The organism is Gemmatimonadota bacterium (assembly GCA_016719105.1).
Lineage (GTDB): Bacteria > Gemmatimonadota > Gemmatimonadetes > Gemmatimonadales > Gemmatimonadaceae > SCN-70-22.
This window is the reverse complement of the sequence record JADKAQ010000004.1, coordinates 266,812-288,098: the sequence shown is the minus strand read 5'-3', so window position 1 is coordinate 288,098 and position 21,287 is coordinate 266,812. Positions and strand designations below refer to the sequence as shown.

Annotated in this window: 22 protein-coding genes and 2 tRNA genes; 6 read left to right on the top strand and 18 right to left on the bottom strand. The window is 68.9% G+C overall.

The genetic code is table 11. The annotated features are described in order from the left end of the window. Positions 1-9 precede the first annotated feature (9 nt). The 7 genes from IPN47_09310 to IPN47_09280 all read right to left on the bottom strand — a co-directional run bounded on the left by IPN47_09310 (position 10) and on the right by IPN47_09280 (position 3,916). Positions 10-771, bottom strand: a complete 762-nt coding sequence (locus IPN47_09310) for a hypothetical protein (protein MBK9408233.1) — start codon at positions 769-771, stop codon at positions 10-12. Next, positions 740-2,065, bottom strand: a complete 1,326-nt coding sequence (locus IPN47_09305; protein MBK9408232.1) for an FAD-dependent oxidoreductase — start codon at positions 2,063-2,065, stop codon at positions 740-742. Before IPN47_09305 ends, IPN47_09310 begins: the two co-directional genes overlap by 32 nt. After that, positions 2,062-2,286, bottom strand: a complete 225-nt coding sequence (locus tag IPN47_09300) for a 4Fe-4S binding protein (protein MBK9408231.1) — start codon at positions 2,284-2,286, stop codon at positions 2,062-2,064. The genes IPN47_09305 and IPN47_09300 overlap by 4 nt, the downstream gene beginning before the upstream one ends. Positions 2,287-2,479: 193 nt before the next feature. After that, the gene (locus IPN47_09295; protein MBK9408230.1) at positions 2,480-2,722 is read right to left on the bottom strand and encodes a hypothetical protein; all 243 of its coding nucleotides are present in this window, start codon (positions 2,720-2,722) and stop codon (positions 2,480-2,482) included. A gap of 10 nt (positions 2,723-2,732) precedes the next feature. Further along, positions 2,733-2,951, bottom strand: a complete 219-nt coding sequence (gene infA, locus IPN47_09290; GenBank protein MBK9408229.1) for a translation initiation factor IF-1 — start codon at positions 2,949-2,951, stop codon at positions 2,733-2,735. Between the two features lie 102 nt (positions 2,952-3,053). Continuing rightward, positions 3,054-3,266 carry a cold-shock protein gene (locus IPN47_09285; protein MBK9408228.1) on the bottom strand — a complete coding sequence of 71 codons (213 nt, stop codon included), beginning with the start codon at positions 3,264-3,266 and terminating at the stop codon, positions 3,054-3,056. A 577-nt stretch (positions 3,267-3,843) separates the two neighbouring features. Next, positions 3,844-3,916 (bottom strand) — tRNA-Gln (locus tag IPN47_09280). A gap of 77 nt (positions 3,917-3,993) precedes the next feature. Here IPN47_09280 and IPN47_09275 point away from each other — a divergent pair. Next, positions 3,994-5,277 (top strand): hypothetical protein, encoded by a 1,284-nt coding sequence (locus IPN47_09275; protein MBK9408227.1) that lies wholly within the window; start codon positions 3,994-3,996, stop codon positions 5,275-5,277. A 202-nt stretch (positions 5,278-5,479) separates the two neighbouring features. On the opposite strand, the gene IPN47_09270 is transcribed toward IPN47_09275, so the two are convergent. Further along, positions 5,480-5,552, bottom strand: a tRNA-Ala gene (locus IPN47_09270). 239 nt (positions 5,553-5,791) lie between these two features. Here IPN47_09270 and IPN47_09265 point away from each other — a divergent pair. Beyond that, the gene (locus tag IPN47_09265) at positions 5,792-7,264 is read left to right on the top strand and encodes a deoxyribodipyrimidine photo-lyase (GenBank protein ID MBK9408226.1); all 1,473 of its coding nucleotides are present in this window, start codon (positions 5,792-5,794) and stop codon (positions 7,262-7,264) included. Here the strand turns inward: IPN47_09265 and IPN47_09260 are convergent. Beyond that, on the bottom strand, positions 7,261-7,617 hold the full coding sequence (locus IPN47_09260; protein MBK9408225.1) for a stress-induced protein: 357 nt from the start codon (positions 7,615-7,617) through the stop codon (positions 7,261-7,263). The two genes, IPN47_09265 and IPN47_09260, sit on opposite strands and share 4 nt — an antisense overlap. A gap of 376 nt (positions 7,618-7,993) precedes the next feature. Between IPN47_09260 and rnz the strand changes: the two genes are divergently transcribed. Next, positions 7,994-8,941: a ribonuclease Z gene (gene rnz / locus IPN47_09255; protein MBK9408224.1), complete on the top strand. Its 948-nt coding sequence runs from the start codon at positions 7,994-7,996 to the stop codon at positions 8,939-8,941. A gap of 7 nt (positions 8,942-8,948) precedes the next feature. Here the strand turns inward: rnz and IPN47_09250 are convergent, their stop codons facing one another. The 6 genes from IPN47_09250 to IPN47_09225 all read right to left on the bottom strand — a co-directional run bounded on the left by IPN47_09250 (position 8,949) and on the right by IPN47_09225 (position 13,816). Continuing rightward, a complete protein-coding gene (locus IPN47_09250) occupies positions 8,949-9,224 on the bottom strand; it encodes a hypothetical protein (protein ID MBK9408223.1) in 276 nt (91 codons plus the stop codon). 55 nt (positions 9,225-9,279) lie between these two features. Beyond that, entirely contained in the window at positions 9,280-9,759 is a 480-nt protein-coding gene (locus tag IPN47_09245) for a DUF2203 domain-containing protein (protein MBK9408222.1), read from the bottom strand. A gap of 87 nt (positions 9,760-9,846) precedes the next feature. Next, positions 9,847-10,287 carry an acyl-CoA thioesterase gene (locus IPN47_09240; GenBank protein ID MBK9408221.1) on the bottom strand — a complete coding sequence of 147 codons (441 nt, stop codon included), beginning with the start codon at positions 10,285-10,287 and terminating at the stop codon, positions 9,847-9,849. A 62-nt stretch (positions 10,288-10,349) separates the two neighbouring features. Beyond that, the gene (locus IPN47_09235; protein ID MBK9408220.1) at positions 10,350-11,570 is read right to left on the bottom strand and encodes a hypothetical protein; all 1,221 of its coding nucleotides are present in this window, start codon (positions 11,568-11,570) and stop codon (positions 10,350-10,352) included. Positions 11,571-11,613: 43 nt separating this feature from the next. After that, positions 11,614-12,858, bottom strand: a complete 1,245-nt coding sequence (locus IPN47_09230; protein MBK9408219.1) for a cysteine desulfurase-like protein — start codon at positions 12,856-12,858, stop codon at positions 11,614-11,616. Positions 12,859-12,928: 70 nt separating this feature from the next. After that, entirely contained in the window at positions 12,929-13,816 is an 888-nt protein-coding gene (locus IPN47_09225; GenBank protein ID MBK9408218.1) for an NAD(P)-dependent oxidoreductase, read from the bottom strand. A 57-nt stretch (positions 13,817-13,873) separates the two neighbouring features. Between IPN47_09225 and IPN47_09220 the strand changes: the two genes are divergently transcribed. Next, positions 13,874-14,131, top strand: coding sequence for a cation transporter (locus IPN47_09220; GenBank protein MBK9408217.1), 258 nt, complete (start codon positions 13,874-13,876; stop codon positions 14,129-14,131). Positions 14,132-14,222: 91 nt separating this feature from the next. Here IPN47_09220 and IPN47_09215 read toward each other — a convergent pair whose 3' ends face one another. Further along, a complete protein-coding gene (locus tag IPN47_09215; GenBank protein ID MBK9408216.1) occupies positions 14,223-16,772 on the bottom strand; it encodes a carbohydrate binding family 9 domain-containing protein in 2,550 nt (849 codons plus the stop codon). 326 nt (positions 16,773-17,098) lie between these two features. Between IPN47_09215 and mgtE the strand changes: the two genes are divergently transcribed. Together mgtE and IPN47_09205 are read left to right on the top strand one after the other, a co-directional pair. Next, positions 17,099-18,481, top strand: coding sequence for a magnesium transporter (gene mgtE / locus IPN47_09210; GenBank protein ID MBK9408215.1), 1,383 nt, complete (start codon positions 17,099-17,101; stop codon positions 18,479-18,481). After that, entirely contained in the window at positions 18,478-19,392 is a 915-nt protein-coding gene (locus tag IPN47_09205) for a DMT family transporter (GenBank protein ID MBK9408214.1), read from the top strand. Before mgtE ends, IPN47_09205 begins: the two co-directional genes overlap by 4 nt. Here the strand turns inward: IPN47_09205 and IPN47_09200 are convergent. Together IPN47_09200 and IPN47_09195 are read right to left on the bottom strand one after the other, a co-directional pair. After that, positions 19,389-20,117, bottom strand: coding sequence for an SURF1 family protein (locus IPN47_09200; protein ID MBK9408213.1), 729 nt, complete (start codon positions 20,115-20,117; stop codon positions 19,389-19,391). The genes IPN47_09205 and IPN47_09200 overlap by 4 nt on opposite strands. Before the next feature lie 90 nt (positions 20,118-20,207). Continuing rightward, on the bottom strand, positions 20,208-21,287 hold the full coding sequence (locus tag IPN47_09195; GenBank protein ID MBK9408212.1) for a hypothetical protein: 1,080 nt from the start codon (positions 21,285-21,287) through the stop codon (positions 20,208-20,210).

The window sequence follows — 21,287 nt, the reverse complement described above, 5'->3', positions numbered from 1 at the left end:
GGAGATCGCCTAACGAGAGAGCGTGGCGTAGTACAGCGCCCCACCGGCGTGCGCGAGCGCCAGCACCCACAGCGCCATGCTCACAGGGACGTGCAGGAACCACCAGACGCTGAGCACCCGGCGCCAGCGCGCCGATGCACCGCGCACCCGCCACTCCCCGCGCAGGTGCTCCTGTTCGTGCCGCACGGAGACCAGTTCCGCGCGTAACGCATCGCGCTGCGCGTCGGGGGACGCCGGCATCGCGGCACCACCCTCCTCGCCCGCCCCCGCGCCCGCCCCCGCGCGCGCCTGCGCGCGCGACAGGTCGGCCATCGCCGCCTCGAGCCGCGCCTCCTCCGCCTCGAGCAGCGCCGCACGCACCGGGTCGGCCAGCCCGATCTGCCGCGGCACCGCCGTGAACACGGCGCGCCCCATGACGCCGCTCGCCACGACGAGGACCATGAGCAGCGTGAGGACCCCGGCCACGCCGTGAAAGGCAAAGCCGGAGTGCAGGATGACGAGGTACGGCCCCACCAGGCCGGCGATGATGTGGCCCTGCATCGCACCGCCCATCGACGAGTCGCCAGGCGCAACCCGCCGCTTGCGCCACGTATACGCGAACCCGGCCCACACCATCAATGCCATCCCGATGATCCCCAATGCATGGCCCGGGAGCGCGCTCGCCCAACGCGCACTCCCGCCACGCCAGGCGACGTAGGCCACGGTCGACAGCACCGCGGCGACGCCTCCTCCCACCAGCTCACCAGTGGCGCGCGGCGCGGTCGCTGACATGGGCGTGACAGAAGTCGAGCAGCAGGTCCATCGCATCCTCCGGCGACTGTTCCAGCGCCGGCCGCAGTGCCGAGATGTCCACCTCCTCACCGATGAGGTGCGCCAGGGGACGCGACAGCTCCTGGTCACCCATCACGAGCGCCCCCACGATCGCCCGACCGCTCACCACCACGCGCAGGCGGTCGCCGCGCCGCGCCCCACCCACGCTCCACGACTCCGGATCGGCGGCCCATCGCTCGCTTTGTCCCCGCGTGAGCGTCAGCAGGTCGGGATCGTCGGCGCCCCCCACCGCGCCGATGATCGTGGCCGTGATCCCTCCGACACGGGTCACGTTCATCGGCGGTCGCGTACGGTAGGCGACGTGCATCCCCGCCATGTTCATCCCCGCCACGCTCCCTTGCCGGCGCGCGCTTGCCCACAGCGTGTCGAGGTGCGCCTGACGAGTGACCGGGTCATGGACCTGCGCCACGTCTCCCGCAGCGAACACGTCGGGGGCACTCGATTCCAGGAACTCGTTCACCAGCACGCCACGCGCGGTCTCCACGCCTCCCGACGTCGCCAGCTCGAGCCGCGGGCGCACGCCGGTCGCCACCGCCAGGATGTCGCACTCGATGCGTCGCCCGGTGGTCGTCAGGATCGCGGTCAGTCGTCCGTCCTCACCCACCGCCGCCTCCACGCCGCAGCCGCGATGCAGCTGAATGCCATCCGCGAGCAGGCGCGACTCCACGATGGCCGACTCCACGCGGTCGAACACCTTGGACCAGTAGCGTTCGCCTCGCAGCAGGTAGTGCGTCGCCACGCCGCGCGCGTGCAGTCCTTCCACCAGTTCGAGCGCGGTGCTCCCGCCCCCCACCACGATCGCCGCCCTCGCGTCACGGCAGCGCGCGACCAGCGACCGCGCCTCCGACAGCGCATCGAGCTGCACGACGCCATCGAGGTCTCCCCCGGGAAAGGTCGGGCGAATCGACGACGCCCCCGTGGCGATGAGCAGCCGGTCGTATTCGAGCCGCTCGCCATCGTCGAGGATCACGCAGTGGCGATCGGAGAGGAGCACCGTCGCGGTGCGCGGGCGATGAATCAGCTGCAACGCCCGCACCTCCGCTGGCGTGCGGATCGCGAGGCGCGACTCCGGCACCTCGTCCGTCAGGAGGTAGGCCAGCCCGGGCCGCGAGTAGAACGGGAGCGGCTCGGGGCTGACCATCGTGATACGCGCCTGCGCATCAGCGTGACGGATCGACTCGGCGGCACTGAGGGCGGCAATCCCGGAGCCGACGATCACATGGTGGCGGCTCACGGGGCGTCCTCCAACAGTTCGAAGCGCAACGTCCCGCGGGGACAACGCGCGACGCAACTGCCGCACAGCATGCAGCGCCGATCGGTGATCGCGCCGCCGGCGCGCGCCACCGCGCGGACATCAATCCCATTGGGGCAGTTGTGGGAGCAAATCCCGCATTGCACGCAACGATCGCCTTCGGCGACCACCACACCGCGCGCAAGCAGCACGACGCGGTCCATGTCATCCGGGAGCCACCCGGTAGTGAGGCTCCGGGGGCGGGGCGTGCGGGTGTGCAGTGACATGAGTCCCTCCATGACCTGCACACAACATGATCACGGGGGGTGAACCGGCGATGAAGCGCCTGGTTCGGACGCGTATCGGCGTCCCGTCGCGGCGCGCGATCGGAGGATCCCCGACCGCGCTGTCAGCGTCTTACCCGCGGTACGACGTGCGCAAGCCGCGATCGCGCGTGGCGTTGCACACCATGCTCCACTTGAGCCAGGCCTGCGTCAGGGAATCGGGGCCGCGCAGCAGACTGTACGCACCACCTCGACGCTCCTTCTCGCTCAACTCCGCCTTGGAGAACGTCCCGTGCAATTCACGCTCGGCTTCCTGCAACTCGTCGTTTGACAGCGTCGAGATCCAGCGAGCGGTCACGCGATCGGGAATCGTCATGCAGCACTCCTCACTTGTGGCGGAACGTGATACGCCCGCGCGTCAGGTCGTACGGAGACACTTCAACGGTCACCCGGTCACCAGCGAGGATCCGGATGCGGAACTTCCGCATCTTGCCTGCAGTGGTGGCCAACAACTGGTGCCCGTTTTCCAGGTCGACGCGAAACATCGCGCTCGGCAGGACCTCCGACACCGACCCTTCAAACTCGATCATCTCTTCCTTCGCCATTCAATACTCCTCGCTATCTGGTCAACGCACACGCGCCCACGCGGAACGGGGATGGGGCAAGGAATCCTGCGCCATCCCGCGTCACCGCATGGGCCGATCGCCTTAGCGACCGCTGCGCGTCACGTTCTCCGCCGCCGGTCCCTTCTGCCCCTGCACGATGTCGAACTCCACCGTCTCGCCTTCGCTCAGCGTCTTGAAGCCGCTGCCCTGAATGGCCGAGTGATGAACGAAGCAGTCCTTCTCGCCGTTCGCCGGGGTCACGAAACCGAAGCCCTTGGCGTCATTGAACCACTTCACGGTGCCAGTCGTACGCATGGTAGTGCTCCTTCTCTGCTATGCTGTAGTCGGAGCACGCGCCCGCGAACAGGCCGAACAACAACCGACAACAACGTTTGCGTGAACGTCCCTCACGCGAGGTGCCGCCGGTTGGCGGCTCGACAGAACACAAAAGGGCCTGCTCGCATTGGCAGGCCCCTGGTCTGTCGGAACTTGTCCGCGCGCCGAGGCGCACGAATCGCTAAAGGAATAGTACTCCATTCGGAGAGATTTGGCAATCGACTCGCGCCCTCCCGGCGCCCGACTTGCGGTAAGTCCCCCCGCCCCCCCCCCCGCATACGTCGCCTCCGCAACCCACCGATCCAAGCAGGCGATTCGCGTCCGATTCGTCTCCGACTCCCCGCGGTGCAGGATCAAGGACCGCCGCATCCTCCCTCACGACGTCGCCTTCCGGCCCACATCCGTCGCGCCCCCACGACTGGTCACGCAGGTTCGGGGGGTGTTGGACGCGTCGCGCTTCACCTCCAGCGACCGTTCTCCCTGCCGACACCGGGGGTCCTGCCGCGGGACAAATGAAAAGCCCGGCCGCGTGCAAAGACGCGACCGGGCCTTCAAGTTGCCCCTCCAGGGCTCGAACCTGGACTCTCCTGATCCAGAGTCAGGCGTGTTGCCAGTTACACCAAGGGGCAGTTGGACCTTCCGACGAGCGGAAGGCGTACGAGAAAATACCCGGACGCCAATGCGTCGGGCAACCCCTCAACTCCGCATGATGCCCCGCCTTAGCTCCCTCGCGGTTTTGGTCGCACTCCTGCTGGGAGGCTGCCGCGCCGCCGTCCCCCCGTGGGGGAGCTCGCTCGACGTCGCCAAGCGAAACGCCGACAACGCCTTCGCCGCCTTCGCCTTTCGCTTCTACAACGTGCAGCGCGACGCCAAGTTCGGCCTTGCCCGCACGCGCATGGGACGCTTCGCACTCATCCCGTCGCGAATCTACGACGACTCCGCCATCTGGTCGGATGTGGCGCTGGACTCCGTGCGCGCCCTGTACGTGCAGGGAGCGATGACCGACCGCGGGTACCAGTTCGCGGCCCGTTCGACGGCCGCGTACCCCGATCATGTGGGCGACGAACGGCACGTGCTCCAGCTCACTCGACTCGGCGGGGATGACTACGAGTGGATCACGCACGTCGATCACGGCGTCGGTCCGGTTCGCGCCTCGCACGTGGCCGCCGCGTTCGGGACGCTCTTCACCGCCTTCGAGGGGCGCACTGGCGCGGCCGTCCTGGCCGACTCGCGTGGGCATTTCCCGCGAACGGCCCGGCAGATGGGACAGCTGCTCGCCATCGACTCGCTCCGGGCGACGCCACTGGCCGATGGGTCGACGACCCTGGCGTTGCACGTGTCGGTCACCCCGGACACGCTGCGCGGACGGTACCCGGCGTTCGCCGCGTACCTGGACAAGTACGTGATGCCGAGCCGCGCCCGGCTGCAGCTGACGGACCGCGCCGGTGCCCAGTTCCTCGACTTCGTCCTGGGCGATGGGCGGTTCGTGGTGCGACTCCGTTCCCGCGCCGGCCAGCTGGTGTCGTTGGCCGGCCCCCCACGCCCGATGCCCGACTCGTTGCGCATGCGTCTCGACGCCACGGCCCGCTTCATGATCTTCCGGGTCGGCTTTCACGAGTTGGTCGGTGACTTCACCCTCGAGCGCGGGGAACATGAACGCGCGTGGATGATGCGCTTTCGCCGCGAACCGAAATGGGACCTGCCGCTCGCCACCGAGCGCCTCATCCGCAGTCCGCTTCGCCGACCGTTCGAGGGCCGTGGGTCCGAATTGCGGCTGGCGGTGCGGGATGACCTCGGCAACCAGGCGATGAGCGTGCGACAGGTGCGCACCGCGGTGCGCGAGAGCGCCATCATGCGCTGGCTGGGCGGGCTCGGCGCCACCGCGTTCGGCGACTTCACGGGGCGCTCGGAGGCGGAGGAGAACCGATTTCTCTCCGAGCTGTTCGGGGCGCTGCGCCAGGACGTGGCGGCGCTCGGCGGGACACCCTGAAACGAAAAAGGCCGCCGAGTGATCGGCGGCCTACTTCATGTGGCGGTGAATCCCATCAGGGTTGCCAAGCGCGCTGCCATTGGAACTCTCCGTCCTACCGGACAACGGCTGGCCAAATGCCCTGCGCTGGAACTACCGCTTCAGTTTTCGGCGCGTTTGCACGCGCCTTGAGTCTTTCTGCCGACGCACGCATCGGCGTGTATGGAGCTGAGGGGGATCGAACCCCTGACCTCTGCAGTGCGATTGCAGCGCTCTCCCAGCTGAGCTACAGCCCCGGAATGCCAGACGAGCGCCACCTGATAGACGACGGTCGCACTCCGGCGTAACGACTCGGCCCCGCGAGGGCGGGGCCGGCGTTGGACGTAAACCTAGCCCCGTGCCCTTCGATGTCAAGCCAACCTGAGCTAACCGCTGGAACAAGTACAACTTGAGCCCTATTGACCACCACTGCGTGACGGTCCCGCTACGTTCCGGTCACACGTCCATTCGTTCTATTCTATCCCGCCGGGCCGCCGTGAGTTCCCCCCCGCACCTGCTCACCAGTCAGTATGTCCGCGACCAGCTCTCGCTCCGGGGCACGCGCGTCAACGACAAGCGCACGCAGCCGGAAGGGGAGTACGTCCTGTACTGGATGCAGAGTACCCATCGATTCGAGGAGAACTGGGCGCTCCGCTTTGCGGTGATCGAGGCCGACCGTCTGAACAAGCCACTGGTCGTCCATCAGGGGCTCGATCCCACGTACGAGCACGCGAACGACCGGATCCACAGCTTCATCCTCCACAACGCACGGGAACTCGCCGCCCGCGCCGAAGGGCTGGGGCTCCACTACCAGTTCGTCCTTCGCCAGCGCCGCGACGACGACCGCCGAGTGGTCGATCGGCTCGCCGCACGGGCGGCGCTGGTGGTCACCGACCGCTTTCCGACCTGCGGCATCGCCGAACGCACACAACGGTTTGGCGAGCGCGCGAACTGCCGCGTGGTGGCGATCGAGTCGCACGCGGTGGTGCCGTCAGGCGCAATCGAGAAGGAGGAATACGCTGCGCGCACCATCCGCCCCAAGCTGGCGAAGCTCATGGCGCTGGCGCTGGAGCCAGTGGAAGACCGGGGGGCGCGTGTCGCCGTGACGCCGTCGCTCGCGGCGTCGTTGCGCGACACCCTCGCCACGGCCACGCTCGACCTGGCGACGGTCGACCTCGGCTCGGCAATCGCCGCCTGCGAGATCGATCACTCGGTGCCCGCCGTGGCGATGCGGAGCGGGCTCACGGCCGCGCGCGCGCGCCTGCACGCGTTCTGCGACGGCGCCCTCGCGCACTACAGCGAACGCCGGTCCGACCCGACCGATGAGGAGGGATCGAGCCGGCTGTCGCCGTACTTGCACTTCGGCCAGATCGCCGCAGCCGAGGTGGCGCGCGCCGCCCTCGCCTCGCCGCACGCGGCCGAGACAGGGAAGTTCATCGATGAACTGGTCACGTGGCGTGAGCTGTCGCTCAACTTCTGCCTGCGCAACCCGAACTTCGGGACGCTCGCAGCTCTCCCCGAGTGGGTGCACCGGACGATGGCGAAGCATGCCGACGACCCTCGTGAAGCGACCTACTCGCTCGAGCAGCTCGAGCGCGCCGCGACGCACGACGAATTGTGGAATGCCGCCCAGCGCGAGTTGGAACTCACCGGCGTGATGCATAACGTGGTGCGCATGCTCTGGGGCAAGAGCGTTCTGCTCTGGAGCGCGCACTACGCCGATGCGCTGGCGTGGCTCGTACACCTCAACAACAAGTACGGTCTGGACGGCCGCGACCCCAGTAGCTACGGCGGAATCCAGTGGTGCTTCGGAAAGTTCGACCGCCCGTTCTATGATCGCCCCATCCTCGGAGTGATCCGGCCCATGTCACTCAAGCGGGCACGCGACAAGTGGGACACGGTGCGCTACGTGCACCGCTGGCTGCACGGCCCTACCGCCACGCAGCCTGAACTTCCCCTGCGACCCTAACGAGTTGCCTCACCCTGCGTCGGCGTGGCCTGGCTGCGCTCACCCGCCGCCCCGTGCCCCGGCATTCCCTCGCGCGTGATCGACACGATCGACTCGCGGTCGGCAAAGCCCGACTGACGCTGCCTGGCGGTCGAACGCCCACGCGCCTCGCCGCCTTCGCGGCCGATGGCTGCCATGTGCGCCCGATCACGACTCACGACCTCGCCGCCCTTGCGGCCGGCGGTGCGCGCTTCGTCACGTGACCACTCGTGCGCCGTTCCCTTCTGGTGCGCCGCACGGCCGCCCTTGCTGGCGATCTCGCGCTGCCGTTCCGGGTCCATCGACGCGAACCCGCGCTTGCTCTTGCTGCTCATGGTCTCCTCCCTGTCCAACGATACGGCGTTTGCCGCGCAGTCGAACCCGCACCTCGGCGCGGCAGGCGAGCAATCGTGCCCCGCTCCCTGTCCTAACGCACGAGAGCGAAAAAGCACTCCCACAAGTCGCACCGAACCCTCGGCCCAATCAAGCAACCTCGGCCGTAGTGGTGCCCGTCCGGTCATCCCCGGACAACAGGACGCTCGTGGTCGTGCCCGCTCGTTGCGCAGCGCGTGTGCTACGTTGACCCCGATCGCTGCCAACCTCAGCGAGCTACATCACACTTGCGGGGCCTAACGTCGCGCCTGTTCGGACACGCCCAAGCAATGTCCACGCCCGCGCCACAGCAGCCTCAGCCGCTATATTCCCGCCGCCATGCCCCTTTCTCTCCGATTCCTCGGGACCTCCGCCTCCCGCCCGACCGTCGAACGCGGCGTCTCCTCCATTGCCCTCGAACGGGAGGGAGAGACGCTCCTGTTCGACTGCGGCGAGGGGACGCAGCGCCAGATGATGCGATACGGCGTCTCGTTCAACTTCGGCGACGTCTTCTTCTCCCACTTCCATACCGATCACTACCTCGGGATCATCGGGCTCCTGCGCACGATGGCCCTGCAGGGACGAACCGACCTCCTGCGGGTGTGGGGACCGCGGGGCGCCGCACGGACCATGAAGAAGTGCGAGGGGCTGGGCGCCGACCGACTCACCTTTCCGCTCGAAATCGCCGAGCTGGCGCCGGGAGACGTGGTCCGGCGGAAGGACTATCAAGTGGAAGCGATCGGGGCCGAGCACCGCGGTTCGGTCGCCCTCGGATGGGCCATCGTCGAGGACATCCGGCGCGGGCGATTCAACCCTGAACGGGCCCGGGAGCTCGGGATCCCCGAGGGGCCGCTCTGGGGGCGGATCCACAAGGGGGATCCGATCACGCTCGAGGACGGGCGCGTGGTACAGCCCCACGAACTGGTGGGAGCCACCCGCCCCGGACGTCGCATTGTGATCACGGGGGACACCCGTCCCTGCGACGCCACCCGCACCGCCGCCGCCGACGCCGACCTACTCGTCCACGAGTCGACGTTTGGCGACGAAGACGCCGAGCGTGCGGTCGAGACGGGGCACTCCACGGCACGGGAGGCCGCGACGCTGGCCAAAGAGGCTGGGGCGCTTCGGCTCGTGCTCACGCACCTGTCGGCACGCTACACGCGCGACGTCAGCGACCTGGAACGTGAGGCAAGGAGCGTCTTTCCGCGAACGACGATCGCGCGCGATGGCATCGAGATCGATGTCCCCTTCCGCGACGCCGGCGACGACGACGCGGAACGCGCGTGAGGGCTCGCTAGGAAACGACGTACGTCGGACGATCCGCCTGGACGGCGATGGACCGACGGAAGAGGCGCGCGAGCTCGCGATCGTTGAGGCCGGCCAGGACGGCGTCGCCGTCCAGACGCGCGCGCGGGTCGTTGACCTGCGTCCCGTGCGCGTTGTGGATCGCGTAGCGATCGAAGCGGCTGTTGCCCGTCGGGTGCCCGAACAGCACGATGGCGCTCGAGTGACTCGGGAGTTGCACCGACACCGACCAGCCGGTGCCGTCGTTAGAACGGTAGTGCTTCATGAAGATTCGAGTGGCGAGGGGAGCGTAGGGCGGCGACTACGAGCGCGCGCGCTGGTCAACCGTGCGACGCGGTGGACACCTGCAGGAGCGCCTCGACCGGTTGCCGACCATTGAACCCGGCATCGAGCTCGTGCCAGTACGCGACGGACGCCTCGCCGTGCTTCCAGCACCAGCAGATACTGCGTCCCTCGACGTCGGCGGGAAAATCGACCAGTCCGAGTTCGAAGCCCTTGAACTCGAGCCCGAGCCGGGACAGCTCCCCGACGAACCCCTGAATGTCGCGCGCAAGCTCCTGCGCCCTGTGCTGCAGCGCTTCGGCCTCGGGGGTGGGCTTCTCCGAGCGACTCAGCGTCGCGGCGATCTCGAAGGCCTCGACGGTGCGCTGCCACTCGCGATAGTGATCGATGATGTCGCGCACGATGCGCGAGACCAGCGGCAGCATTCGGTTTGCTTCGTCAAGCGAGAACTTCCTGGTCATCACACTCTCCAAAATCACCGGGCCACGGCCGCGGCAGTCGGTGGCGGACACCGCCACGCCGGGCACGAGCACCCTGCCTGCAAGAACGCCTGACAGCGTCGCTGCATCAAGGGGAAGAAGATACCGTCCTTTCGATCACTTCGGTCAACCCGCGGCATTTCGTTCCTCGGCCTGCCGCTCTTCGAGGCGACGCCGGCGCCGGTCCTGCGCCGCCCCGGCACGGCGGGTCTCTTCCTCGCTCTCGGTCACGAGTTGTGCGATCTCCACGGGACGTCCGTTACGGTCGATCGCCACGAAGGTGAGGTAGGCCGAGTTGGTGTGGCGTCGCTGACCGGTGAGCATGTCCTCGGCTTCTACGCGCACCCCGACCTCCATCGAGGTACGCCCGACGAAGTTCACGCTCGCCTTCATCACCACGAGATCGCCCACGTGGATGGGCTCCCGAAAATCGACTCGATCGATGGATGCGGTGACGACCGTGATTCGCGCATGACGGATCGCGCTGACCGCCGCCGTGCGGTCCATCATCGAGAGCACGACCCCGCCGAAGACGTGCCCGAGGTTGTTGGCGTGCTGCGGCATCATGATCTCGGACGTCTCGTGCTGCGATGCACGCACGGGACGCGAGGGGCGAAGCTCCGGGTCTGTCACGGTGAGTCGAGGTGCGAGTGCGATACCCAGATGACGGGCGTGCGCGGGAAGGAGGGAAACGATGCCGTGCGCGTGTCGCCCGAGTAGAGCGCCGACTCGTCGAAGGCGCGACGCAGCCCATGGATCGTCGCCGCGTCGACGCGCGGATCGTCGAGGCGATGCACCCGCCGCACCGGCGTCGGGACGCGCCCCACCGGCCACTCGTTAGGCCCCTTGCGCAGCACCAGCACAGCCGACTCCCCCGCCGAATCGTCACGGGCGATCACGTCGTACCCGGCCCCGCGCCACGTCGCGCCGCCGGCTGGAGCGGTCGGGAGCCCCGCGCGGATCGACGCCCACCACGGCCCCTCGGTGATGCGCAGGGGTGGCAGCGGGAGGGCAAAGCCCCCCGCACGCGGTCCGCGCCCTGGAACGAGGAAGGCCACCGCCGGCGCCCCCTCGTCTTCGACGAGCGCAAACGACAGCGAGTCGAAGACGAAGCCAGTGAGCGCCGTCGCGGCCCGTCGCGCCCGCTCGTCGTTGGCGCGGCGGATGGAGTCCATGGCCATCGCGAGCAGGCGTTGCCCCTGACGGTGAATCTCCGACGCCTGCGCCCGGCCCACGAGGTCGGCCACCGCGACGGCGTGCCCGTCGCGCACGTCGAGCACCCCGCGCCGCGTCACGTGCTGGTCCCGCTCCCCGACGACGTCGAGATCGACGTGCTGCTCGTAGGTGAGGAACGGCCCGGAGACATCGAGCAGCTCCGTCTCCGTCGTCGCGTGCGTGGACGGCTCTTCGGCGACGTCTTCGTCCGGGGCCAGCGGCGACTCGCCGGGATGGCCGCGCGCGTAGTCTGCCGCCAGGCGCGCCAGCGTCGAATCCTCGAGGAGCAGCAGCGAGTCACCGGTGTTGAGGTCCCGCCGGAAGATGCGCTGGCCGAGGATCACCGCGTCGTAGTACGACTGGTCGTCGTCCGTCAGGTACAGCTCGTAGTAGTGCCCGGCATGCTCGGCGAGCAGCATCGGGGAGCGCCGCAGCGTGACGCGGTCGCCGTCGCTGTCGACCCAGAACGTCGAATCGCCGGCCGCCACGAGGAACGACGCCCTCGGCGCGGCCTCGGCCCGACGGGCGTCGCCGCAGGCCGTCGTGGCGAGCGCGAACGCGACGCTGGCCGCGACCAGCGCGAGGACGCTGACGGCGCGACGGCGCCGACGGATGGGGGCGGAACGGGGACTCATGCCCGGAGGAATATAGCCGCCCCCCGCGGGGTCATGCGGTCGTTCAGCGCGCGGCGACCTGCGCGACGCCGGCGACGAGCCGATCGACCTCCTCCTCGCTGGTGTAGCACGCGCACCCGGCCCGTACCACTCCGTCTGCCGACTGGCCGAGCCGTTCGATGACGGTCATGGCGTAGAAGTCACCATTCGACACGTACAGGCCGAGCGGGACGAGCGCCCGCGCCACTTCCGTGGAGCTCTTTCCCGCGATCGTGAAGATCACGGTCGGAGTCCGCGCCCCGCCCGGGGCCACGCCGTAGCGCGTGACCCCCTCGATGGCGGACAGCCCATGCCAGAGCCGTGCAACGAGCGCGTCGCCACGCACGTGGAGGCCGCCGAGGGAGTTCGTTAGGCGTTCGCGCCGCGTGGCACCGGGGGCGAGCGAGGCCAGGAAGTTCACCGCCGCCCCAGCGCCGACGATCCCCTCGTGGTTGAGCGTCCCCGTCTCGAGACGCTCTGGCGACTCGTTGGAGGCCGGCGCGAGGCGGGGGACGTCGAGCCCATCGATGAGCGCCCGCTTCCCGTAGAGAATGCCGACGTGCGGGCCATAGAACTTGTATGCCGAGCAGGCGAGGAAATCGCAGTCCCATGCCTTCACGTCGATGACGCCGTGCGCGGCGTAGTGTACTGCATCGACGAAGCTGAGCGCCCCATGCTCGTGCGCCAGGCGCGTCGCCGCGGCGATGTCGTTGATCGTCCCGAGGGCATTGGAGGCGGCACCGATGGCCAGGAGTCGCGTGCGCGACGAAAAGGCCCGCCGCAGGTCGTCGAGGTCGAGCGTCCCCGAGGCCGGGTCCATGCGCACGGTACGCACCGTGACCCCGCGTTCGCGCGCCATCTCGCGCCACGGGTCCACGTTGGCATGGTGATCGAGTTCGGTGACGATGACCTCATCGCCCGCCCCCCAGCGCCTGCCTAACGCGCGGGAGACGTGAAAGGTCAGCGTCGTCATGTTGTTGCCGAACGCGACCTCGTCGTGCCCGGCGTTGAGCAGGTCCGCGACCGCCGAGCGCGCCTCGGCGAGACACGCGTCGGTCTCCGCGGAGGTGGGATACGACCAGTGGGTGTTGGCGTTGTGATGGTAGAGATAGTCGACCACCGCCTCCACCACGTCGCGCGGCACCTGCGTCCCCCCGGGGCCGTCGAAGTACGCCACCGGGTGCCCTCCCTCCTGGCGCTGGAGGGCCGGGAAACGATCGCGAATCTCGGAGAGGCTGATCAGGGGGGCACCGGCAGGCGAAGCAGGCATAGGGCTCGGAAAGGCGGGATGACGGAAACGCGGGACGGGGAATGCGGGGCGCCGGGCGACGAACGTAGGGTCAGTCGGCGATGATGACGTCGCTCCACTGCTCGATCAGCTTCGCCGCTTCGACGTGATCGGCGTCTTCCCCCAACTCGTGCCGGGCGAGGCGGAAGAGTTCGGCCACCTGCTGGATCACGGTGGAGGGGACCCGCTGTTCCCGTATGAAGTCGGCGGCGATCGCGACGTCCTTCTCCAGCAGCGCGAGCTTGAAGGTGCGCGGGAAGGCGCGCGTCACCACGCGCTGCGGCACCAGGTTCTCTGACGTATTCGACCGCCCGCTCGAGGCGTTGATGACTTCCAGCGCCGCCGACGGCTTCACGCCGGCCTTGGTGAGGGCCGCGAGTCCCTCGGCGGCCGACCAGATGTGGACGGCGAGGAGCGCGTTGTTCACCGCCTTTAGGGCGTGGCCGGCGCCGATCGGACCGACGAGGACGATCTTCTTCCCGAAGGCTTCGAGCACGGGACGCGCACGCGCGAAGGTGGCGTCGTCGCCGCCGCACATGACGGTCAGCGCCCCCGCCTCCGCCCCGGAGACGCCACCGCTCACCGGCGCGTCGAGGAACGCGATCCCTCGCTCGGCCAGGCGTGCGGCGATGCGGCGCGAGGAGGCCGGGTCACCCGATGTGCAGTCGATGAGCAACGTGCCGTCGGCCATCCCGGCGAGCAGGCCGTCGGGGCCGTCGAGCAGCGATTCGACCTCGCGCGACGTCGGCAGGCAGGTGATGACGACCGGTGCCCCCCGCGCCGCCGCGGCGGGAGACGCTGCGAGGGTGGCGCCGAAGGCGGCCGCGAACGACTCGGCCTTGGCTGCGGTACGATTCCAGACCGTCAGTGCGTGGTGGGCGGCGACGTGCCGCGCCATGGGGGTGCCGATGGCTCCCAGCCCGAGAAAGGCGATTTGCATGGGCGAAATGTGGCCTCACCCATTCCCCGGCGGGAGTGGAGGCTATCTTCTCCCCCCATGATGGTCACCACGCTGCACATCACCGGGATGCGCTCCGTTCACTGCGCGCGCGCCGTTCACACCTCGCTCACGCAAGTCGAGGGCATCGTCGGCGCCGATGTGGTCATCGGGAAGGCGAGCCTCGACCACGACATCTCGCTGGACGAGCGCGCCCTCTCGGCGGCGGTCGAGGCGGTGGGCTACACGCTTCACGGGATCGTCACGGAGCGCCGCCTCCTCCCCCTGCTCCCGCTCGCGGGGGAGTCGACGGCGTGACGCGCCGGCGCCTAACGCCGCCGCTCGTTGGCTCGCGGGGGCGCGCGCCCTTCCCGCCCGCCCGCCGCGCGCCCCTGACGGTCACGCCGTCCTACATCGAGAACCAGTAGCTCGCCTTGACGAGAAAGGTGTTCTCGGGGTGCGCGCTGAACAGGTTGCGGTAGTCGCGCCCGAACCGGAACGACCCGGCATCCTCGCCGTCCTGCAGACGCCCTTGCGCCCAGACGAAGAACAGCGTCGATCCCGGGCGATACTCCCAGCGCAGCACCGTGTTGGAGCGGAACTGCTTGAAGTTGAAGCCGCCGGGATCGCCTTCCTGCGTGAACGGACGGAAGCGCTCCACGTAGGCGCGGGCCCGCGGCGCCTGGACCTCGCGCCAGTTGGAGTAGGCCCCACCGGTCACGAAGGGCTGGGCGTAGACCTGTAGCGAGAGCGTTGGCGAGGCCGTCCAGTTGATGCGCGTGGTCACGGCCAGGGTGCGCTGGTCGAGTCGGGCGACGGTGTAGTGCGTGGTGTCGCTCTCCACCTCACCGTAGTTGCCTAACCACTGCCGGTCGTCGACGTTGCGATTGAGGTTGGCACCGAGCGACGCCGAGAACGAACTCGTCAGGCGCCCTTCGAGGCGGGGGCCCACACTGTAGCTGTACGACCGACCGCCGTCGGTGCGACGGAAGAAGGCGTTGAAGCCGGGGATGAGCGGGCGGCGCTGGTCGCCGGTGAAGCCGGCCCATCCCTGCAGCGAGGGGTTCTCCCACAGCGCGGGGCCGCCGCGCAGGCAGGCGCCGCAGAAGCTCCCCGTCTCCCCGCCGATCCCCCAGTTCACGAACCACATGTTCCGGAGCTGGCCGTTCATGTTGATGTTGCCGCCATGCCCGGTGTTCATCCCATCGGGGAACCACGCGTTCCACTGGTTGAAGTTCACCTGCCACCGGCGGTAGAACCACCGGGGCTTCTGGAAGACGAAGGCGAACCAGTTGCTCTGCCCCATGTTGTTGGCGTTGGTCATGAAGCCGACGTCGTTGATCTCGAGGCCCGGCCCCTTGTACCAGACTCCCGTGTAGAAGCGGGTAAGCCCGCCGTTCTTCGAGAGCCCGATCCCCGAGCCCACGCCCGAGAGCGCGGTGCGGGTCGAGTCGTAGCGCAGGTCGTCGTCCGGACGCTGGTAGAAGTGGACCGCCGAGCGCTGCGTGCGGGCGATCGCTTCCTCCGAGCCGCGCACGAGCGAGCCGAAGAGCTGCCCGGTGATCTCGTAGTTGCCGTTGGCGCCGAAGCGGTGGCGGCCGTCGACGCCGGCCGTGTAGGCCTCGCGCCGCAGGTAGTCCTGCGTGTAACCGTCGAGTTCACGGTTGACGGCGGTGAGGATCACCCCCACGCCGCTGGCGCCGCCGCGCAGGTCCTGCTGGGCACGCGCGACGAAGTAGTTGGTCCGGGGTTCGACCGTGAGCGATTCGGCGACGCTCTCCCGCCCGGTGATCGCGTTGAGCACACCTAACGACAGGCCGTTCGACAGGCGACCGGTGACCTTGGCCGCGCCAAGGATGGTCGAGTTGAGCGGGACGGCGTTCTGGTCCTCGACCAGGAAGCCGGCCTGCGGCGAGCGCCCGATGCGACGCGAGTAGAACGGCCCCGTGCACTGCCCGTCGTTGCAGTCGATGTCGTAGCGGAAGATCCCCGTCCCCTCCAGGAAGAAGGGGCGCCGCTCCTCGAAGAACTGCTCGAAGGCCCCGAGGTTGAGGACGGCGGGGTCGGCCTCGACCTGCCCGAAGTCGGGGTTGATCGTCGCGTCGAGCGTGAGGTTGGAGGAGAGCCCGTACTTGAGGTCCGCGCCTAACGCCATCCGTTGCGAACGACCATACCCCTCGGCGCGCAGCCGGGAATCGTTGGCCTGCACCATGTAGGGCATGAGCTCCATGCGGCGGCGCGTGGAGATCCCCGTGAGCCCGCGCACCTCGCCCAGCTGCGAGACGATGCCGAACTGCGACCGACGCAGGAGCGGCCAGGCGACCCGCTCGTTGAGGCGCGCGATGTCGCGGCTCACCCCCATCCCGAAGACGTGCTCGTCACGTTCCGGATAGCGCAGTTGGCTGAGCGGAATGCGGAACTCGGCCGTCCACCCCAGCGAGTCGATGGCCGTCTTCGCATCCCACACCGCGTTCCACGTCACGTCCTCCTGGTTGTCATTGAAGTGGTAGACATCGATCTGCACCCCCGCGGGATTCACCATGAATTGGTAGCCGGTGCGCTTGTCGTGGTACGAATCGATGATGACGCGCAGGTAGTCGGACTGCGTGCGCATGTCGCGGCGCGACAGCAACGACATGATGCTGTCCGGGTGCGGATCGAAGGCGCGCACGAAGACGTACAGGTAGCGATCGTCATACGCGACACGGGCATCGGTTCGCATCGACGGATCACCGTCCTCGACGGGATCGAAGACGCGAAAGCCGTCGATGTGCGGTGCATCCCGCCACGCATCGTCAGAATCCTTCCCATCGATGGCGGGAGGCCTGGCCACACGCACCGCGTTGGTGGCGGCGACCGTCGCGGCCCGACGCGTGGGCGAACCGTTCGCCAACAAGCGCTGCGCCGTTCCCGGCTGCGGGAAGAGGGCGAGTGCAAGGAGGAAGGGGGCGAGGCGCATGATGGATACTCAGGCCAGCGGGGCAGGCGATTGTGCGGGAACGGCCGTTGGACAGCGTCCGGCGCCAGTGGAGCGATCATCGAGGACGAGACGCGCAAGCGCGCGACGAGTCGTGCAGGCACGAGACAGGGCGTTCACGCGTCGTCGATGAGATTGTCGTGACGTGGCCACTCTGTTCGACGCATCCTGTGACAGCGCGCGTCGTGCAAAAGGTTGGACACGACGCCCCACGCGCGCTTGTTCCCCCCATACGACGCCCGTAACTTGCGGCGCCGCGACGGCAGGCTCCGCCGCGTGCGCCTGTCGCATCTCGCCGGACGGCGGCCATGACGCCCTCACAACGCAACCAGGACAGCGAGCTCGCCGCGCTTCTCGCCCCTGACATCCTCGTCATGCTCGAGGAGTCACCGGGTGATGTTGCCGCGGAGACCGAGGAGCTGCATCCGAAGGACCTGGCCGATGTGGCCGAGGCGATGCCGACGGACCGGGTCGCCGAGTTCTTGCGCGCCCTGCCGGCCGCGCGCGCCGCCGACGTGCTGGAGTACCTCGACGAAGAACTGCGTTCGGAGCTGCTCGAGGCGATGAGCACCGAGCAGGCGGTAGCGCTCGTCTCCGAGATGACGCCGGACGATCGTGCCGACATCCTCGAGGAGCTCGAGGAAGAGACGGCCGACGAGATCCTGCAGGACCTGCCCGAAGCCGAGCGTCAGGAAACGGAGCGCCTGCTCCAATACGACGCAGACTCCGCCGGCGGCCTGATGACCACGGAGTTCGTCTCCGTGAGCCAGGACCTCACCTCGGAGCAGGCGCTCGTCCTCGTGCGGGTCGCCGCACGATCGGGACGCAAGGAAGCGATGCACGCCATCTACGTCACCGACGATCGTGGCAGCGTCGTCGGCGTGATGTCATTGCGCGAGCTGGTCGCTGCCGCCGAGGACAGCAAGGTGGCCGACCTCGCGTGGACAGAGGTGGTGAAGGTCCCTGCCACCGCCGACCGTGCCGAAGTCGCGCGCATCACCTCCGAGTACGACCTCGTCGCCGTGCCCGTTGTCGACGCCTTCGACCGGATCATCGGCGTGATCACGGTCGACGACGTCATCGACGCCATCGTCGAGGAACAGACGGAAGACGTCCAGAAGTTGGGCGCGGTGCAGCCGCTCGAGGAGCCGTACTTCTCCGCGGGCTTCTGGAGCGTGGCGCGCAAGCGCGTGGGTTGGCTCGTGGTGCTGTTCATCGGCGAGATGTTCACCGGGACGGTGATGCGTTCCTACGAGGAGACGCTCGCCGAGGCCCTGGCGCTCACCCTGTTCATTCCGCTCATCATCAGCTCCGGCGGCAATTCGGGGGCGCAGTCCTCCGCGCTCATCACGCGGGCGCTGGCGGTGGGCGACGTGAGCATCCGCGACGCCATGCGCGTGCTCTTGCGCGAGTTAGGCCAAGGGGTCGTGCTCGGCACCTGCCTGGGCACCATCGGTCTGCTGCGGGCGCTGATGTGGGGGAACACACCGACGCTGTCGATCGTGGTCGGGCTCACGCTGGTTGCCGTCGTGCTCGTGGGATCGGTGGCCGGTGCCATGCTTCCGCTCGTTTTCAAGCGCCTCGGCTTCGACCCGGCCATCGCGTCGTCGCCGTTCGTAGCCTCGCTGGTCGACGTGACGGGCCTGGTGGTGTACTTCAACATCGCCCGCCAGCTGTTGCACCTGCGATGACCGCTGGCCCCACCGGCGCGGAGCCCCGACTGCTCTCGCCCGGCGTCGCCACGATCGCGGTGCTGCTCGCGGCGCTCGGCTTCTCGAGCATCTCGATCGCCACGGTCATCGGGACGCGCGATGGCACACCGCTCCCGGCGATCGTCACGGGGCGATTCCTCATCTCCGCGCTCCTGCTGTACCCGCTGGCCGGTGGATGGCAGGGGCTTCGGCTGCCGCGGGGACACGTGCGCCGCTTGATCGTCCAGGGCGGGGTGGGGCAAGCGGCGGTGAACCTGCTGAGCCTGTCGGCACTGGCCTACATGCCGGCAGCGACCGTCGTCTTCCTGTTCTACACCTACCCCGCGTGGGTCGCCGTGTCGTCGGCGGTGCGCGGGACCGACCGCGTGGGGCCGCGGCGCCTCTTCGCCTTGCTCCTGTCGCTGGGCGGGATCGTGGTGATCGTGGGCGCGCCGGGGGCCGGTGCTTTCTCGGCGACCGGCGTGGCGTTCGCGTTGTCGGGGGCGCTCGTGTACGGCCTCTACTTCCCCCTCCTGCGCCAGCTGCAAGCCGGCACCACGCCGACGGTGGCGACCTTCTACATCGCGATCGGCGTCTGTCTCACCCTCGGGGTGTACCTCGCGGCGAGCGGACAGCTCACGTGGCGGCCGACCCTCAGCAGCGCCGGCGCGATGATCTGGCTCGCTGTCGTCCCCACCGTGCTCGCCTTCCAGCTCATCCTGCGGGGGATCGCCGCGCTGGGCCCCGTGCGCAGCGCCATCGTCTCCACGGCGGAACCGTTCTGCGCCGCGATTCTCGGTGCCGTCGTCCTCGACCAGCCGGTGACGGCGACGACGATGGCGGGTGGCGCCTTGATCGCCCTCGCCGTGCTCATCCTGCAGCGCCCCGAACGGGAACGCCTCGACGCCTAACGCGCGCCGCTTGAGGCTTGAGGAGCCGGCTGGCGCGGGCGCCGCGCCACCGCCGCGGTCCCGACCAGGGCGATCAGGGCGAAGGCGAACCATTGCACGGCGTAGCTGCGGTGCGACCCCTCGTCGAGCGCCGGCGGGTCGGCACGCATGAGGTGCTGCAGCGTGTCGCGCTGCTCGCTCCCGATGCGCTGCACGACGATGAATGGCGCCACGCGCTCGCCCAGTCGTGCCTCGATCGAGTCTCGCACGAGGCGACGCACCCCACGGGGCTGCGAGGTCGTCGAGACCATCCCCGCCGCGACGACGAACTCCTCGAGGAATCCATCGACGATGGCCGAGTCGCCTTCGTGCCACGCGGCGAGGTCGACGCTCATGCCGTCGGCCGCGTACGCCCATCCGCGATTGACCAGGATCGGCGGAGAACCGGCGACCAGCAACGGAGTGAGGACATGCACCCCAGGGGCGCCACTGCGTCCGCGCGACGTCAGGACGAGTTCGCGCGCGTAGTCGTAGCGTCCCGCCAGCTGCACACGTCGATAGCGCGCCCGTGCCGAATCGCGCACCGCCTCACCCCACGGCACCGCGGGCGCCGTCAGCCGCTCGGCAATGGCGGCGTTGCTGTCCCTCCGCTCGCCGAGGCGCGCCAGCTGCCAGAAGCCCAGACGCACGCACCCCGCCGCCACGATCAGGGCAAAGACGACGAAGGCAAGGGTGCGGCGCGGCATGCGAGCGGGGTGAGTGTCGGGGAAAGATAGTCGCGGGCGCGCCGGCGCCCTGCGCCGACCGGGCGACGTCGACCACACGCGCGATGGCTTCTAGTACGCCCAGCGATCGATCGTCGCGTTGCGCAGCGGGGTGAGCCCCTTGAAGACGTCGAGTGCGCGTGCGATGTGGCAGGCGTGGTACTGGGCGACGTACGGTCCGCTCAACTGGTCGGCGGACACGGCGGCGCCGAGCTTGGCGTTGAGGCCGGTCACGACCGCGCCCTGCACCGTCGCACCTCCCGGCACGAGGAGCGCTCCGCCCGACAGGAGAATGCCATCCCACTGACGCATCGCCGGAAGCGTCAGCGTCCCGGTCACTGCGAGGAGGCCGCGCCCATCGCTCGGGACCGTGTAGTCGCCATTGACCACGATGATCGGCCAGTAGTCGGGATCGGCCCACTGCGCTGGCGAGGGCCAGATCCCTCCCGGCAGCTGCACCGCTGCCGCCGCGATCCCCTGCGACACGATCGTCCCCCAGTCCACGGTCACCGTCTGGATCGCGAGCGGGACGGTTCCCAGGTCGAGCAGGTTCGGCGTCCCCACCGGGAGGAAGGGGCCCGGCGGCTGCGCATACCCCGGCGTCGCGGGGACGGCAACTCCCGCCACCGCAGTCGCGGCCCCGCACGCATCGATCCCGCTCAAGGTGCCGGCATTCCCCAGCTTGTTGATACCCCCGAGGCTCGTGTGCGCCGCCAGTACCTGCATGGCGGCGCGCTGCCAGCGCGCGTACTGGGCGATGGTCCGCTCGGCGAGCGGACGCGGGCGCGCCGAGCGATCGAGCAAGACGCCGCGGGAGCGCACGACGTACATCGCCGGCGAGGCCAGTCCGAGCTCGGCGCGCACCTGCTCCATCACGACATCGGCGTACCCGCCAGGGAGCGCCACGCGCACGCTCTCCACGGGGGCCGGCGGCACGCTGGTGAAGCCGAGCGAATCGCGCGCACTCAGGAAGCGATCCATACCCGAACGCGCGAGCGCGTAGGCGCGTGTCGCCCCGGCTTCGTAACCCACGACACGCCGCTCGGTCCCCACCAGCGTGATGGCTCCGGCCGCCATCACCGAGAGGATGGCGATGAGCATCAGGATGGTCGGGAGCGCGATCCCCCGGCGACGGCGCAATCGGCGCGACAT